Genomic DNA, 14,977 nt, shown 5'->3' with positions numbered 1-14,977 from the left:
GGGCCGTCAGGCTGCCGATTCATCCGCTTCGCCGGCCGCGAACGCCGCCAGGGCCTCGTCCCGCAGTCGATCGGGCTCGGACCGGTAGCGCAGGGAAAAATGAAACGGCACGAACTTTTTTACCCCCGCGCGGCGCGCCAGGCGGCCCGCCTGTGTCGCGGTCAGATGGTACCGTTCCCGCGCTCTTTGCTCGTCCGCTTGCGAGAACGATGCCTCGCAAAAGAAAAAATCCGATCCCGCCGCGAGCGAAACGATCCGTCCGGCGTTGGCCGCGTTGTACTGGTTGTCGACGACGTAGGTGATCTTCTGCCCGGCGCTCTCGAGGATCAAAAGATCGCGCCACGCTTCGAGGGAAAGCTCCCTGGTCTTCCCGCTCTCGAGCGGCGCCCCGAGGAGCGTGGTCGAGGGATGCCGCTCCCGCAACATTCTTTTCAGCTCGTCCAGCCACGGACCCGGCTGCAGGCCTTCGGCCTGGAGCACGTCGGGCCTGACGTTCAGACGGTTGCTCTCCTCCAGGCTGAAGGCCAGGCACGGCACCGCGTGGTCCAGCACCGCGCAGCGGACGCGAAACGACGACTCCTCCAGCAGCGTTCCCGTGAACGGCCCCTCCGCCTCCCCTTCCGGCGCAAAGCCGCCGGCGGCCTTGAGATCGACTTTGCGCACCACGGGGGGGTCGACCTCGTGGACCGCGAGCGCGATCGGATATTCGCGAATCCAGTTCCACGTGTAGCCCGCGAGCTTGCCGCGAACGTTGTCGATGATCCCTTTCGGTCCGTACAGGCGCAGCTCCCGCTCTCGATTGAGCGAGCAGCGCAGCAGGTGATCGAAGCCGATGAAATGATCGAGGTGCGTATGGGAAACGAAAACATCCGAAATCTTCAGGATCTCCCGCGCGCTCAGGCGATCGATGCGCCCCAGGTCGAAAAGGACGGCCCGGCGCTCGTGATGAAAGCCGACGAAAAGAACCGGATCTTCGAAAGGACCGTTGACGAGGCGGGGCGCGAAACGGTCGGCCATAGGCCAGAACTACAGGGCTCGCCCCGCCGGCTCAAGCGGCTCGAGATCCGCCGACATTGATCCACCGGTCCCTGGCGTTGAAATGCGCGGCGCCGCCCGCGATACTCCTTTCTCTCCGGCCTGCAACTGTGCTAAAACGGCCGCCGACGAAACCGAAAGGAGAACGCGGGCGATGGAGGTTTGCTTCCTCGGCACGGGGTCGCCCCAACCCGATCCGCGGCGGGGCAGCTCGGCGATTCTCGTCGACGCGGGTGCCGCGCGACTTCTGTTCGACTGCGGGCGGGGTTGCATTCAACAGATGGCCCGCCTCGGGATCGCGCCCGCGAGCGTCACCCACTGCTTTTTGACCCACGGCCACTACGATCACGTGGCGGACTACGCGCTGCTGGTTCTGACCTCGTGGCGCTTCGGCCGGCGCCATACGCTGCAGGTGTACGGTCCGCCGGGAACCCGGGCCATGTCCGACGCGCTTTTCCACGACGCTTACAAGATCGACATCGCCGCGCGCAAGGCCCTGAAGAAATCCGACGCCGCCGGGGATATCGACATTTGCGTGACTGAGATGGTTGGCGGGTCGGTGGCAGAGGGCGAAGGATGGCGCGTGCGCGCCGTCGAGGTCGAGCACTGGCCGATCCCGCTGTCGCTCGGCTTTCTGGTCGAAGCGGGCGGCAAGCGCCTCTTTTTCACCGGCGACACCTCGCCCTGCGACGCGGTCCGAAACGAGGCGGCGGGCGCCGATCTGCTGATCCACGAAGCGATGTATTTCCCGCCCGGTTCCGGCCACTACCGGAGCCACAGCCATCCGGAGCACGCCGGCGAGGTCGCCCGGCAGGCCGGCGCCCGGCAGCTGGCGCTCACCCATCTGCAGCCCGACGTCCTGCAGGAACGGTTGTTGAACGACGCGGGCAGGAAATTTTCGGGAAAGATCGTCATGGCGGCGGACGGAATGCGCCTGACGGTCTAGCGGGGAGGGCTCATGGACATCGGCAAATGCGTCGTCAAGGCCAGGCCGGGAGTTCTCGGCGGAGTGGCGGAAGAAAAGCGACCGCTGCGGGAGCGCGTCGCGCTGCCGGTCAAGCGCCGCATCTTCATCAACCGCGACTCGCATCCTGAGGCCGACGTCTACGTCGCGATCCACGAAGCCGAGAACCTGCCGGCGGAGGTCCCCGACTATCAGGTCCCGCATTGCCACAACACAGACGAGTTCTATTTCTTCGTGGGCAACGGTCCGGGGCTGACAGGGCTCGCGGGGCAGATCAAGTTCGAGGGCCGCGCTCACCGGATCTCATCCCCCGCAACCGTCTACATTCCCGCGGGCACGGTGCACGAGTACAAGGTCGTCGAGGGCGCGGGATACGTGGTGGTTCTCTTTCGCAGCCGCGGATACACCCATATCGACCGGGAACCCGACCTCGACGCCGGCGCGAGGGAAGCCGAAAGATTCGCGCGCTACGTGTTCCCGCCGGAAATTCGCGCCACGAGCGAGATACGGGCGCACCGCGATTCCGCGCCGGGCACGCGTTACGTCTTCGTCGACGAAGAGATCAGGCCCGAAGCGGCTTTCTACACCGCCGTTCGGGACGTTTCCGACCTCGAGGCGACGCAGACCGGATACGTCGACAGGCACACCCACAACTGCGACACCTACCATATCACCGTGGGCGCGGGAGAGAACCTGACCGGTCTTCGAACCGAGTTCGTGATCGGGGATCAGAAAACCGTAGTCGACAGCCCGGTCGCGGTTCACGTTCCGGCCGGGGTGCCGCATTCGCAGCGACTCATCGGCGGCTCCGGGCAGTTTTTCAACTTCGTCCCCCGGGGCGCCTATAACCGGAGCCTGGTATGAGCGGCTCCCGCGCCCCGAAGCTTGGCCGGTCCCGGGTCATTCGCCGGGGCACCGCTCCCGGGGATACGGCCTGAGAACCGGCTCCGCACGGTCGTCCTCGATGCTCAGCAGCCAGGCGCTGCGCTCCTTGAAATAAGCGATCAGCCTGCAGGTTTCCGCCTGCCCCATTTCCCGCGCCCAAACCACGGTCTCGCGATCGATGCTCGCCCCGTTGTGGACCCACTCCCGCGACGGGAGGTGGCCGCGACCGTATCGCACGGAAACGAAAGCTCTGTCCCGGGCTGCTTTTTCGGTCTATATTGGCCCCCGGCTGTCCGGGAGGAGCCATCCCATGGCGAAAGACATGCGTTCGTGGATCGCGGAGCTGGAAAAGGCCGGCGTGCTCTCTCGAATAGCAAAACCGGTGGACCCGCGCACCCAGATGGGAGCCCTGCTCTGGCAGGCGCGGGACCGGGCTTTGCTCTTCGAGAACCTGACCGGCTTTCCGAACTGGCGCTGTCTCGGCCAGGCGCCCGGCGACGTTTCGCTCGCCCCTCTCGCCTTCGGCTGCCACCGAAACGACATGGTCCCCGAGTTCGTGCGCCGGACGGAAAAGCTCGGCAGCACCCGGCTCGTCGACACGGGCCCGGTGAAGGAAAAGATCGCGGCGGGCGCGGAAGTCGACATCACCAGGATGCCGATCCATCAGGCAGGGGTCCGCGACGGCGGGCCGTTCATCGGCTCCGGCCTAGTCATCACCAAGAACCCGGAGACCGGGCGGCGCAACATGAGCTTTCACCGGCTGCAGATGAAGGGTCCCGCGAAGACCGGCATCCTCCTCTATCCGCGCCACGCCTGGAACAACTACCAGCTCTACGAAGCGCAAGACCGCCCGATGCCGGTCGCGATCATGATCGGACATCATCCGATGTACTATTTCGCAGCGGCGACGACGACGCAGTACGGCGTCGACGAGCTGGAGATCGCTTCCGCGCTGCTCGGGGAGGAGGTCGAGCTGGTCAGGTGCGAGACGGTCGACCTGGAGGTTCCCGCGCACGCGGAGATCGTCATCGAGGGCGAGATTCCTCCGAAGGTGCGCGAGCAGGAGGGCCCGTTCAGCGAGTTCCAGGACTATTATCTGACCGGTTCCGGAATGAACCCGATCGTCAACGTCAAGGCGGTGACCATGCGGCGCGACGCGATCTTCAAGGCCGTCCAGAACGGCACCGAGGTCGAAGGTTGCGTCTACCACAAGGTGCCGATGTCGGGGCAGATCCTGCGGCGGATCCGCACCGTGGGCGGCTTCACGGAGGTGAAGAACGTGCTCGTGCTGCCCGGCATTTTCGGGGTCGTGGTCCAGATGAACCCGCGCTACTACGGCGAGGCGAAAAACGTGCTCATGGCGGTGCTCTCGGGCGAGTACCAGCACCCCAAGGTGGCGATCGCGGTCGACGAGGACGTGGATATCTTCAACTACGCGGAGATCCTCTGGGCCATCTCGACGCGCGTCAATCCCCAGGAGGACATCACGATCATTCGCGGCGCGAAGATCCACGCGATGGATCCCTCCTGCCCCGAGTTCGGCCGCCCCGGTTCCCCCGGCTGGCACCGGATCGGGGGCAAGGTCATGATCGACGCCACCAAGCCCCCCGCGTGCGATCCCGCGCGGCGGGACGAGTTCGAGCGGTTGCGCCCGATGGGCTGGGAGACCGTCCGCCTGGAAGATTTTCTGCCCGAAGGGGCGCCGCCGCCGCGCTACGCGAGCCTGAGGGATACGCGGCGCTAGCCTCGCTCGAGAGCGCCGCTCCCGTTCGCTTTTCCTCCGTGAATAATCCGTCAACCCCGCACTTTCGCGGGGGAAGCGGCGAGCACCGGCCCTCTGCTAAGGCGTGAACAGCGGCTCGATGTGGCTCTCGGCTTCCTTCGGGAACATGCCGAGCGCCGTCCCCTCGCGCAGGAAGGTCTGCATCGCCTTCAGGGTGGCCGCTTCCGGCCACTTGAACTCTTCCGGCAGCAGGAAGGCCCTCGTGCGCTGCCATGCGGGCCCGAGGTCTTCCGCGCGCTCCAGGCCGAAGAACCGCTTCGCGTATTTCTTGAAGTGCCCTTCGTCCTTCTGGACGCCGCGGTATGCTTCGGTCCAGGCGGCGCGCAGACTGGCTACGAGGGCACCGTTGGCCCGGACCCATGGCTCGAGCGCCCCCAGCCACACGACCGGCAGGATTTTCGTGCTCAAGAGCCTGTTCATCTCGTCTCTCAGGCTCATGATGGTCCGGTACTTTCCCGTCGTCACCAGCCGCGAGACGTGCGCCTCCCAGATCAAACCCGCCTCGACGTCTCCTTTTTCGAGCACGGCGATGATTCCCGGCCCGCCGAGCTTCTTGAGCTGGAAGTCCTTTTCGATGCTCGCGCCCTTCTTTCGCATGATGAAATCGAAGAGGTTGTACAGCGTGGTCACCTCGGGAGTGAGCGCGACCGGCTTTCCCTTGAGGTCTTCCACGGAACGGTACGGCGAGTTGCTGCGCACCAGGACGAACATGTGCGATGTTTGATACGGCTGGATCAGGCGCATCGGCACTCCGGCGAGATTCGCCCGCAAACCCGCCTCCGGGGTCATCAGGCCCACGGAGATCGCCTGGATGCCGAGGAGGCGCTGGATCTCCGGCACGCCCGCCCACCGGGGCTTCATGACGAAGCCGTTTCGCCGGTCGAGGCCGTGGTCGATGATGTACTGACCGCCGAGCCCGAAAAGCCCGTCCTGCGGCAGCCCCACCTCCACGGCGGGCAGCTCCGCGCCCGAGGCCGGCCCCGACGTGAAAACCGCGGCGACCAGGGCCGCCGCCCCCCATCTTCGCAATCTACCCGGCAACATCTGCAATCGAACCTCCTCTCTCTCTTCAGGCGAGCACCGTCTGGAGCAGCTTTCTCTTGAACGCGATGAAGCCGGCGTCGTCGGTGTCCCTTTCCAGCGGGCGGAAGGGATTCTCGAAGATCTCCACGACGCGCGCCGGACGGGCGGAAAGGATCACGATCCGATCGCCCATGTAGGCCGCCTCTTCCACGTCGTGCGTGACCAGGAGCGCCGTCTGTCCGAGGCGCGCGCAGATGGCGAGCGTGTCCTCCCGCAGCCGGCGGGCCGTCAGCTGATCGAGCTTGCTGTACGGCTCGTCCATGAGCAGCACCTCGGGCTCGACCGCCAGCGCCCGCGCCAGCCCGGCCCGCTGGCGCATGCCGCCCGAGAGGTAGAGCGGGTACTGCTTGCGAAATTCCCAGAGGCCGACGAGCGACAGGTAGCGCTCCACCCGCTCTCCCCACTTGCGCCGTTCCACTTTCATCCCCTTCAGGGCGAAGACGATGTTGTCCTCGACCCGCTTCCAGTTGAGCAGGCGGGCGTCCTGGAACACGTAGCCGATGCGGGCGCTTCGCCCTCCCCCGCTCTCGCCTGCCCCCGCCACCACCTCGACCTTGCCGCCGTCGAGCGGCTCGAGCCCGGAGACCGCGTTGAGGAGCGTCGACTTGCCGCACCCCGACGGCCCCAGAAGGCAGGTGATGCCGTGCTCGCGGGTCTCGAACGACACGCGGTCCAGGACGAGCATCGGGCGGCCGTCCTCGCGCGGGAAAAACTTCGCCGCGTCCTCGACCCGCACGTAAGCCATCGTCAACGCCTCCAGGCCTCGACCCGCGGCCGCCAGCGGGTAACCAGGCGCTCGAGCCAGCCGATGATGCCGAACTCGATCACGATCATCACGATCAAGAACGTGATCGCCCAGGCCAGGACGGTTTTCATGGAAAAGACGTTGAACCCGCGCACCACCTGATAGCCCACGCCGTTACTGAAGCCGAACATCTCCACCACGACCACCACTTTCCAGGCCAGGCCGAGGCCGTACCGGACCGCCGCGAGGATGTGGGCCACGAGCTGCGGCAGGATGACGTCCGCGACCTTCGACCACGCGCTCGCGTGGAAGGCCTTGCTCATGTCGATGAGGTCCTTGTCGATCGCCTTGGTCCCCTGCCACAGGCTGATCGTCAGCATGGGAAGAATCGTGACCGCCACCGCGGCGTACGCGCTGGTTTCCGTGAGGCCGAAGAACATGATCATCAGGACCGCCCAGATCAGGCCTGGCATCGTAAGGCCCAGGATGACCGGCGGCTCGAAGAAGCTTTCCAGGCTCCGCGACGTCCCCATCAGGATTCCCAACGGTACGCTGCCCGCCATCGCGATGGCGAAACCGACGAAAACCCGCCGCAGCGTGCTCCCCATCTCGGAGAAGAACGTTCCCGAAGCGATGATCGCGCCGACCTCTTCGAGCGTCGCCCACGGCTTGGGCACGAGCGTCGGCGGGAAGAAAAGGCTGAGCACCCACCAGCTCAGGAGCATCGCGAAGATCGAGCCGACGCGAAGCGCGACATCCCGAGCCGCTTCCCGTCCGCGGCCCCCGCGCGCGGGCGCCAGATCTTCGGCCTCGGATTCGGTTTTGCCGGAAATCGAGAGCGATTCCTGTTTCATCGGCGTGATCGAAGAGAAGGCGCCCGGTCCGGCCAATCCTATGGCGGGCAGGGTGGTCTGTCAACGCGAGCGCGCCGGCCCTGCCTCAGAGATTCCCCCCGGCCTGCCAGGAAATCCTCCGGCCGGCATCGGAGCGGGCTCGTTTGCAACCGGAAATTTTGATACCTTTGTCCGGGCGAGGCCTTCAAAAAGGACCGAAAGAAAGGAAAAACTCATGGCAAAGGATCCGGTCTGCGGCATGAACGTCGAAGAACAAAAGGCGGCCGGCACCAGCGAATACAAGGGCCGCACTTACTTCTTCTGTTGCAGGAGCTGCAAGGAGAAGTTCGATCGAGATCCGGAGAAGTACCTGAAATAGGGACCGCGGTCACGGCCGCCGACCGGGCTCCCGCAGGGGGCGCCGCGGTATTGACTTCCGGCGACCCCAACGGACACGTTCTCGAGCTCCTCGGCCCGGCCCGATCGGAAATCTCGCCGAGCCGCGTCTCCGAGATTCTCCCCGACCTTCGAACCTCGAGGCCTTCCGCCGGAGCGCGTCCGCGCCGCCCGGGGGTCGCCGCATCGTTGAATTATCGGTCCCGACTTCCTATGATCCCGCCCAGCGGAGGACGCATGGAGACCATTCGCTTCGTCGACACCACGATCCGCGACGGCCATCAGAGCCTCTGGGCGGAAAACATGACCACGGGCATGATGCTGCCCGTCGCCGAGAACCTGGACCGCGCGGGCTTCGAAGGCATCGAGCTGATCTCCGGCTCGCATCTCAAGAAGACCGTGCGCGAGCTCCGGGAAGATCCCTGGGAGCGCGTGCGTTTGATGGCCCAGAGAATCACCCGGACGCCGCTGCGGGTGATCGCCGGCCGCGTCAACACTTTCGAGTACAATCCGCCCTGCATGTACCGCCTGTTCATCGAGCGCATGTTCGCCAACGGGGTGCGCGAGGCGCGGATCTCGGACGAGTGGAACGACTACGGAGGATGGAAGTTCAGGGTCGGAGTCGCCCACTCCGTGGGGATGCGCGTGATCCTCAACCTCATCTACTCGGTCTCGCCCAAGCATACCGACGATTACTACGCCGAAAGAACCCGCCAGGCCGCCTCGCTCAAGCCTTACCGTCTCTGCCTCAAGGACCCGGGCGGATTGCTCACGCCCGAGCGCATGCGGACGCTCGTCCCGGTCATCTTCGCCAACGCCGGCGGGATTCCGGTCGAGCTGCACACGCATTGCACGACCGGGCTCGGCCCCCTGTGCTGCATCGAAGGATCAAGCTGGGAATACGCTCGATCAACACCGCGCTGCCGCCTCTGGCGGACGACTCCTCGAACCCCTCGCTCTTCAACGTCGCCAGGAACGCCCGCGCTCTGGGGTACGACACGGCCATCGACGAGGAGGTCCTGCGGCCGGTCTCGAGCCATTTTACCGCGATCGCCAGGCGCGAAGGCTTCACGATCGGCGCGCCGGTGGAGTACGACTACACGCAGTACCAGCACCAGGTCCCCGGCGGCATGCTCTCCAACCTCCGCCACCAGCTCCGCAAGGTGGGGCTCGAGCACAAGTTTCCCGAAGCCCTCGAAGAGACCATCCGCGTGCGGGCCGAGTTCGGCTACCCGATCATGGTCACCCCTCTTTCCCAGTTCGTCGGCAGCCAGGCGGCGATCAACGTGATCGTCGGCGAGCGCTACAAGGAGGTCACCGACCAGGTGATCAAGTACGCCCTGGGCCACGCCGGCGCCGAGGGAAGCCGGGACATGGACCCCAACGTGAAGGACAGGATCCTGGACCGCCCGAGAGCGCGCGAGTGGGCGGCCTGGACGCCCGACGATCCCACTCCGGACGCGATGCGGCGGCGTCTCGGGGCGGAGGGAGTCTCCGACGAGGAGCTCCTGCTCCGCTGGATCGTCGGCAAGGAGGACATTGACGCCATGCGCGCCAACCCCCGTCCCCTTGAATACGCCCCTCCCGGCCGGCCGCTCGTCGATCTCCTCGAGGAGCTGTCGAAGCGAAGCGACTACAATCGGATCCACGTCAGCAAGGGAGGCCTTTCCATCCGGCTGGAACGGCGCGGCGCGGCCCGGCCCTAGCCGCCGAGCCGCCGCGCTTCGGTTGCAACCGGCGGCGGTCGATGCAATAAGAATGCAGTGGATCGGCGAAGAACGATCCGATCTCGTTCCGCACGGACGGAAAATAAGGAGGAACCATGGCTTCGGACATCGTGGCGATCGACGTTCACATCCACCTTTCGGATGAGGTGACGCAAAAGGCGAAAGGCGCCCGCACCCAACAGATGGCGCGCTATTTCGGACGCGAACGCCCCCCGGTTTCGATCGACGAGCTGGCGGACCAGTACCGGGCCCGCAAGATGATGGCGGTGCTCATGAACACGCGCGACGAGACCGTAACCGGGCTGCCGCCCGTCCCCAACGACCACGTCGCGGGAGCGGTCAAGAAGCATCCGGACGTCTTTCTCGCCTTCGGCGCGATCGATCCCTGGACGGGACGGCTCGCCCTCGACGAGATTCGCCGCTGCAAGGATCTCGGCCTGCACGGCATCGGCGAGCTGAACCCCGCACGGCAGCATTTTTTCCCGAACGACGTCCGGTTCTACCCCCTGTGGGAAGAGTGCGCGAAGCTCGGCCTGCCGGTTCTCTTCCACGGCGGGATGGCCGCGGCCGGAGCGGGAACGCCGGGGGGCATGGGTGTCAAGCTCAAGTACAGCCAGCCCATCGCGCTGGACGACGTCGCCGCCGACTTTCCGGAGCTGAAGATCATCAGCGCCCATCCCACCTGGCCGTGGACCGCGGAAAGCCTCGCCATCGCGCGCCACAAGGCCAACTACTACATCGATCTCTCGGGCTGGGCGCCCAAGTACTTCCCCGCCGAGCTCCTGCACAACATCAACACTTTGCTGCAGGACAAGGCGATGTTCGGCTCGGACTGGCCGGCGATCAGCGTCGAGCGCTGGCTGGAAGAGTTCCAGCAGTGCAACATCAAGCCCGAGGTGCGAAAGAAGATCATGCTCGACAACGCCAAGAAATTCTTTAACCTGAACATCTAGGGGGCTCGTTCGGGGCCGAAACGGGGGCGGATAGAGCCATGAGCGAGGGCATCCGGTTCGTCGACACCACGATCCGGGACGGCCATCAGAGCCTGTGGGCGGAAAACATGACCACGGGCATGATGCTGCCCGTGGCCGAGCGTCTGGATCGGGCGGGATTCGACGCCATCGAGCTGATCTCCAGCTCGCACCTCAAGAAATGCGTGCGCGAGCTCAAGGAAGATCCGTGGATGCGCGTTCGCCTGATGCGCGAGCGGATCACGCGAACCCCGCTGCGCCTGAACGCGGGGCGGTTCAGCGCGTTCGACCTCACGCCGAAATCGATGTACCGCCTGTTCATGGAACGCATGGCGGCCAACGGGATCCGCGAGGCGCGGATCTCGGAAGAGTGGAACGACCTCGAGGGCTGGCGGTGGAAAACCCAGGTGGCGCGCGACGTCGGCATCAATCCGGTCATCAACCTGATCTATTCCGTCTCCCCCAAGCACACCGACGACTATTTCGCCGAGCGCACGCGGCAAGCCGCGTCGCTCGGGGTCAATCGGCTGTGCCTGAAGGATCCGGGCGGCCTCCTCACGCCCGAGCGGGTGAAAACCCTCGTCCCGGTCATCTTCGCCAACGCCGGCGGGACTCCGGTCGAGCTGCACACGCATTGCACGACGGGGCTGGGGCCGCTTTGCTGCCTGGAGGCGGTCAGGCTCGGCATCCGGGTCGTCAACACCGCGATTCCTCCTCTCGCCGACGGATCGTCGAACCCGTCGCTTTTCAACGTGGCCAGAAATCTCCGGGCGCTCGGCTACCGTACGCTGATCGACGAAGAGGTGCTCAGGCCGGTCTCCGAGCATTTCACGATCATCGCCAAGCGCGAGGGCTTTCCGATCGGGGCGCCGGTGGAGTACGACTACACGCAGTATCTCCATCAGGTGCCGGGCGGAATGATCTCGAACCTGCGGTTCCAGCTGCGCAAGGTGGGGATGGAGCACAAGATCGACCAGGCCCTGGAGGAGACGATGCGGGTTCGCGCCGAGCTGGGCTACCCGATCATGGTCACCCCTCTTTCCCAGTTCGTCGGCAGCCAGGCGGCGATCAACGTGATCGTCGGCGAGCGCTACAAGGAGGTCACCGACCAGATCATCCAGTACGCGCTCGGCTACTGGGGGCGTGAAGGGGCCGAGCTGATGGATCCCGAGGTCAAGGCGAAAATTCTCGATCGCCCCCGCGCGCGCGAATGGGCCGAGTGGCGGCCGCCCGAGCCGACGGTCGGCGAGATCCGTAAAAAAATGAACGCGGAGGGAGTCTCCGACGAGGAGCTGCTGCTCCGCTGGAACCTGAGCGTCGAGGAGATCGAGGCGGCGCGAGCCGCGGGCGCCCCCAAAGAGTACCTTACCGCGCGCAAGCCGCTCGTCGTCCTGCTCGACGAGCTGGCCAAGCGCTCCTCGTATCGGCGGATCGAGGTGCGAAAAGGGGGCGTGTCCATCGCCCTCCGCCGCAGCTCGCCCGGCGCGGACGCCTGACCGCCGGCTGCGCTTCCCGCGCGCCGGCGCTTTCCTCACGGCGCGTCCGAATCGACCCGGGGATTCGTTAGCGGACGGACATCCACCGAAAGGAGGCTGAGGCCTGAAGGGCGCGGCACCGCAGCGTAAAGCTCCCGGTTCGGCCCGAGTGGCCGGATTACCGGCTGCCGGCGCGATAGCGTGGCGGCCTGCGAGGCACCGGCCTGTTGACCGCGGTCGGAAGGTTCCGGCCGCGTGCCACCGCGATACGATGTCTACACACTTGCGAGCTCGCTAGCATGGAACGGATCTTTCTGATGACAGGCGCGCTCTCGGCGTTCCTCGCCGTCGCGCTCGGAGCGTTCGCCGCTCACGGCCTCAAGACCCGCCTGAGCCCGGAGATGCTCGCCGTCTTCGAGGTCGGCGTCCGCTACCAGATGTACCACTCGCTGGGGCTTTTCGTCGTCGCCTTTATGCTTTCGCGCTGGCCGCAGGGCGCTGCGGCGATGGCGGGCTGGTTGTTCGTCGCCGGCATCGTCGTTTTCTCCGGAAGTCTTTACCTCCTCAGCACAACCGGGGCCCGCTGGCTCGGGATGATCACGCCCCTCGGCGGAGTCGCCTTTCTCGCCGGCTGGTTGCTGCTCGCCTGGTCCGCCTGGCGGCAATGAGCGTCAGCGCGTGCCGTAAGCGGTGAGCCGAAAAGTTCAATCGCGCCAGGAACGCCGAGGGCGTGCGGGACGGTTTCCGGTTTCCGGTTCCAGGCTTCTGGTACGCCGGTTGGAGATCCACGTTCGAACCACTTGACTTCGAACACGGTTGCTCGAACAGGGGCGCTCCGCGCCGCAACGGCTTGAACCGAGCGAAGCGATTGAACCGCTTGAACGGCTCGAACCATCCATTCTTCGTTGACTGTCTCGACGCCTTCCAGTACCTTTGATTTGATGATCGTCGGGGTTCCCCGAGAAATCAAGGAAGAAGAAAACCGCGTGGCGATGACTCCGAGCGGCGTTTCCGCTTTCGTCTCCCGCGGCCACACCGTTCTCGTGGAAAAAGGCGCGGGCTTGGGGAGCGGTATCGCCGACCGGGCTTATGCCGGGGCCGGAGCGACCATCGTCGATTCCGCCAAGGAAGTCTGGGAACAGGCCGAGCTGATCATGAAAGTCAAGGAACCGCAGCCGTCGGAGTTTCCGTACCTGCACGAAGGGCTCATCCTTTTCACCTACCTCCACCTCGCCGCCAACGAAACCGTCACCTCCGAGCTGCTCGCCCGCAAGGTCACCGCCATCGCCTATGAAACAATCCAGCTCGAAGACGGCTCGCTGCCGCTGCTGATGCCCATGAGCGAGATCGCCGGGCGTCTTTCGATCCAGGTGGGAGCTTGGTGCCTTCAGGCCGAAAACGGCGGCCGCGGCATCCTTCTCGCGGGCGCGTCCGGCGTCCGGCCGGGAAAGGTCGTGATCCTCGGCGCCGGGATTGCCGGCACGGCGGCCTGCCAGATTGCGGCCGGGGTGGGCGCCTATGTCAGCATTCTCGACGTCAATCCGACCAAGCTGCGCTACGTTCACGACATCCTCGGCGGTCACGTGACCACTCTGATGTCCAACCGGGCCAACGTCGAGGAGGAAGTGGTCGACGCCGACCTGGTGATCGGCGCCGTCTTGATCCCCGGCGCCAGAGCACCCAAGCTGATCACGCGCAACGTCGTCAAGCTCATGAAGCCGGGGGCGGCGTTCGTCGACATTTCGATCGACCAAGGGGGATGCGCGGAAACGTCCCGGCCGACGTCGCACCTCGCGCCGATCTACGTCGAGGAAGACGTCGTGCATTACTGCGTGACCAACATGCCCGCGATCGTTCCAAACACGTCGACATACGCCCTCACCAACGCCACGCTGTCCTACGGACTGGAAATCGCCAACCGCGGGGTCGTCCAGGCCCTCAAGCGCAATCCCGCGCTCGCCAGGGGGCTGAACACCTGCGCCGGCAAAATCACGCACCCCGGGGTCGCCGCCGCGCTGGGCCTCGCGCTCACGCCCGTCGAGGAGGTGCTGAAATCATGAGGCTCGTCACGCGGGCCGATTTCGACGGCATCGTTTGCGGGGCGCTGATCACCCGATTCGAGCCGATCGACTCCTATTTGTTCGTCGAGCCGAAATTCATGCAGGACGGACTCGTCGAGATCCGGGCTGGCGATATCATCGCCAACCTCCCCTATCAACCGGGCTGCACCCTGTGGTTCGACCACCACATCACGAACACGACCCCGGACTTTGTGCGTCCGATCATCCCGGGAAAAGGGGCGTTCCGGCTGGCGCCCAGCGCCGCGCGGGTGGTCTGCGAGTACTATATGGAGATCTCCGACGAGAGCGATCCGGAAGGCGCCGCGCGGCTGGCCTTTCTGCGCTCCGAGCGTATCGTCCACCTGCTCCGCGAGACCGATCGGGTGGACTCCGGGCAATTGACGCCCGAAGACGTGAACCATCCCGAAGGCTACGTCCTGATTTCCATGACCACCGACGGAAAACGCCCGCAGGACGAGCCGTACTGGCTCCGCGTGATCGCGCTGCTGCGCGACGAGCCACTGGAACGGATTATGCAGGACCCGGAGGTCGCCCGGCGCTGCCGCCAGGTTCTCGAAGACCAGGACAAGCTCAAGCGGATCCTGCTGGAGCGCACGACGCTGCGGCGCAACGTGATCTTCGTCGACCTGCGGGGGGTGGGAGAGATTCCCGACGGCAACCGCTTTCTCGTCTACACGCTTTTCCCGGCGGGAAATATCTCGGTGAAGATCGCCGACGACAGCCAGCGCGAGGCCACCACCGCCATCTCCGTCGGCTACAACATTTTCAATCCCACCTCGCGCGTCAACGTGGGCGAGCTGCTGCGTCGCTACGGCGGCGGCGGCCACAAAGTGGTGGGATCGTGCCGGGTGCCGAACAGCGAGGCGGATCGAACGCTCGAGGAGATTCTCGCCGCCGTTACCGAGTGATTCCGGGCCCGGCTGCGTCCGGGTCCAGGGTCGGCGGTCTTGCGTTTCCGCCCCGCCCGCCGCAACGGCTCGAACGGAGCGTCAGCGATCG

The 14,977-nt window shown here is 65.5% G+C and carries 16 protein-coding genes; 10 read left to right on the top strand and 6 right to left on the bottom strand.

All coding sequences use genetic code 11. The features are described from left to right. Positions 1–6: 6 nt before the first annotated feature. Complete coding sequence (locus VNN77_08320) at positions 7–1,017, bottom strand: ribonuclease Z (protein HXG51392.1); 1,011 nt, start codon at positions 1,015–1,017, stop codon at positions 7–9. Between the two features lie 172 nt (positions 1,018–1,189). Between VNN77_08320 and VNN77_08315 the strand changes: the two genes are divergently transcribed. Together VNN77_08315 and VNN77_08310 are read left to right on the top strand one after the other, a co-directional pair. Then, positions 1,190–1,981: an MBL fold metallo-hydrolase gene (locus VNN77_08315; GenBank protein ID HXG51391.1), complete on the top strand. Its 792-nt coding sequence runs from the start codon at positions 1,190–1,192 to the stop codon at positions 1,979–1,981. Positions 1,982–1,993: 12 nt separating this feature from the next. Further along, positions 1,994–2,863, top strand: a complete 870-nt coding sequence (locus VNN77_08310) for a hypothetical protein (protein HXG51390.1) — start codon at positions 1,994–1,996, stop codon at positions 2,861–2,863. A 36-nt stretch (positions 2,864–2,899) separates the two neighbouring features. On the opposite strand, the gene VNN77_08305 is transcribed toward VNN77_08310, so the two are convergent. Continuing rightward, complete coding sequence (locus VNN77_08305) at positions 2,900–3,121, bottom strand: hypothetical protein (protein HXG51389.1); 222 nt, start codon at positions 3,119–3,121, stop codon at positions 2,900–2,902. Between the two features lie 73 nt (positions 3,122–3,194). Between VNN77_08305 and VNN77_08300 the strand changes: the two genes are divergently transcribed. Then, entirely contained in the window at positions 3,195–4,628 is a 1,434-nt protein-coding gene (locus VNN77_08300) for a UbiD family decarboxylase (GenBank protein ID HXG51388.1), read from the top strand. A gap of 96 nt (positions 4,629–4,724) precedes the next feature. Here VNN77_08300 and VNN77_08295 read toward each other — a convergent pair whose 3' ends face one another. Genes VNN77_08295 through VNN77_08285 form a run of 3 tightly spaced genes read right to left on the bottom strand, consistent with a single transcriptional unit; the run spans position 4,725 to position 7,349 of the window. After that, positions 4,725–5,711 (bottom strand): PhnD/SsuA/transferrin family substrate-binding protein, encoded by a 987-nt coding sequence (locus VNN77_08295; GenBank protein HXG51387.1) that lies wholly within the window; start codon positions 5,709–5,711, stop codon positions 4,725–4,727. A gap of 25 nt (positions 5,712–5,736) precedes the next feature. Further along, positions 5,737–6,495, bottom strand: a complete 759-nt coding sequence (locus tag VNN77_08290; protein HXG51386.1) for an ABC transporter ATP-binding protein — start codon at positions 6,493–6,495, stop codon at positions 5,737–5,739. 2 nt (positions 6,496–6,497) lie between these two features. Beyond that, a complete protein-coding gene (locus VNN77_08285) occupies positions 6,498–7,349 on the bottom strand; it encodes an ABC transporter permease (protein HXG51385.1) in 852 nt (283 codons plus the stop codon). 214 nt (positions 7,350–7,563) lie between these two features. On the opposite strand from VNN77_08285, the gene VNN77_08280 reads away from it, so the two are divergent. Beyond that, positions 7,564–7,707: a YHS domain-containing protein gene (locus tag VNN77_08280; GenBank protein ID HXG51384.1), complete on the top strand. Its 144-nt coding sequence runs from the start codon at positions 7,564–7,566 to the stop codon at positions 7,705–7,707. A gap of 298 nt (positions 7,708–8,005) precedes the next feature. On the opposite strand, the gene VNN77_08275 is transcribed toward VNN77_08280, so the two are convergent. Continuing rightward, entirely contained in the window at positions 8,006–8,260 is a 255-nt protein-coding gene (locus VNN77_08275) for a hypothetical protein (GenBank protein ID HXG51383.1), read from the bottom strand. Between the two features lie 336 nt (positions 8,261–8,596). Between VNN77_08275 and VNN77_08270 the strand changes: the two genes are divergently transcribed. From VNN77_08270 to VNN77_08245, 6 genes are all read left to right on the top strand, one after another. Further along, entirely contained in the window at positions 8,597–9,430 is an 834-nt protein-coding gene (locus tag VNN77_08270; GenBank protein HXG51382.1) for a hypothetical protein, read from the top strand. 116 nt (positions 9,431–9,546) lie between these two features. Beyond that, positions 9,547–10,404, top strand: coding sequence for an amidohydrolase family protein (locus VNN77_08265; protein ID HXG51381.1), 858 nt, complete (start codon positions 9,547–9,549; stop codon positions 10,402–10,404). A 38-nt stretch (positions 10,405–10,442) separates the two neighbouring features. Beyond that, positions 10,443–11,918: a hypothetical protein gene (locus tag VNN77_08260; GenBank protein HXG51380.1), complete on the top strand. Its 1,476-nt coding sequence runs from the start codon at positions 10,443–10,445 to the stop codon at positions 11,916–11,918. A 278-nt stretch (positions 11,919–12,196) separates the two neighbouring features. After that, positions 12,197–12,565 carry a DUF423 domain-containing protein gene (locus VNN77_08255; protein HXG51379.1) on the top strand — a complete coding sequence of 123 codons (369 nt, stop codon included), beginning with the start codon at positions 12,197–12,199 and terminating at the stop codon, positions 12,563–12,565. A 273-nt stretch (positions 12,566–12,838) separates the two neighbouring features. Next, positions 12,839–13,957 (top strand): alanine dehydrogenase, encoded by a 1,119-nt coding sequence (ald, locus tag VNN77_08250; protein HXG51378.1) that lies wholly within the window; start codon positions 12,839–12,841, stop codon positions 13,955–13,957. Beyond that, complete coding sequence (locus VNN77_08245) at positions 13,954–14,886, top strand: exopolyphosphatase (GenBank protein ID HXG51377.1); 933 nt, start codon at positions 13,954–13,956, stop codon at positions 14,884–14,886. The genes ald and VNN77_08245 overlap by 4 nt, the downstream gene beginning before the upstream one ends. Positions 14,887–14,977 lie beyond the last annotated feature (91 nt).

This window comes from Candidatus Zixiibacteriota bacterium (genome assembly GCA_035574315.1).
Classification (GTDB): Bacteria; Desulfobacterota; Binatia; order UBA9968; family UBA9968; genus DATLYW01.
This window is presented reverse-complemented; position numbering and strand designations above follow the sequence as displayed.

Bases quoted from the DNA above. Each gene is read 5' to 3' on its own strand.
- VNN77_08320 (HXG51392.1), bottom strand. From the start codon at position 1,017: ATGGCCGACCGTTTCGCGCCCCGCCTCGTCAACGGTCCTTTCGAAGAT.
- VNN77_08315 (HXG51391.1), top strand. From the start codon at position 1,190: ATGGAGGTTTGCTTCCTCGGCACGGGGTCGCCCCAACCCGATCCGCGG.
- VNN77_08310 (HXG51390.1), top strand. From the start codon at position 1,994: ATGGACATCGGCAAATGCGTCGTCAAGGCCAGGCCGGGAGTTCTCGGC.
- VNN77_08300 (HXG51388.1), top strand. From the start codon at position 3,195: ATGGCGAAAGACATGCGTTCGTGGATCGCGGAGCTGGAAAAGGCCGGC.
- VNN77_08295 (HXG51387.1), bottom strand. From the start codon at position 5,711: ATGTTGCCGGGTAGATTGCGAAGATGGGGGGCGGCGGCCCTGGTCGCC.
- VNN77_08290 (HXG51386.1), bottom strand. From the start codon at position 6,495: ATGGCTTACGTGCGGGTCGAGGACGCGGCGAAGTTTTTCCCGCGCGAG.
- VNN77_08285 (HXG51385.1), bottom strand. From the start codon at position 7,349: ATGAAACAGGAATCGCTCTCGATTTCCGGCAAAACCGAATCCGAGGCC.
- VNN77_08280 (HXG51384.1), top strand. From the start codon at position 7,564: ATGGCAAAGGATCCGGTCTGCGGCATGAACGTCGAAGAACAAAAGGCG.
- VNN77_08275 (HXG51383.1), bottom strand. From the start codon at position 8,260: ATGAACAGGCGGTACATGCAGGGCGGATTGTACTCGAAAGTGTTGACG.
- VNN77_08265 (HXG51381.1), top strand. From the start codon at position 9,547: ATGGCTTCGGACATCGTGGCGATCGACGTTCACATCCACCTTTCGGAT.
- VNN77_08260 (HXG51380.1), top strand. From the start codon at position 10,443: ATGAGCGAGGGCATCCGGTTCGTCGACACCACGATCCGGGACGGCCAT.
- VNN77_08255 (HXG51379.1), top strand. From the start codon at position 12,197: ATGGAACGGATCTTTCTGATGACAGGCGCGCTCTCGGCGTTCCTCGCC.
- ald (HXG51378.1), top strand. From the start codon at position 12,839: ATGATCGTCGGGGTTCCCCGAGAAATCAAGGAAGAAGAAAACCGCGTG.
- VNN77_08245 (HXG51377.1), top strand. From the start codon at position 13,954: ATGAGGCTCGTCACGCGGGCCGATTTCGACGGCATCGTTTGCGGGGCG.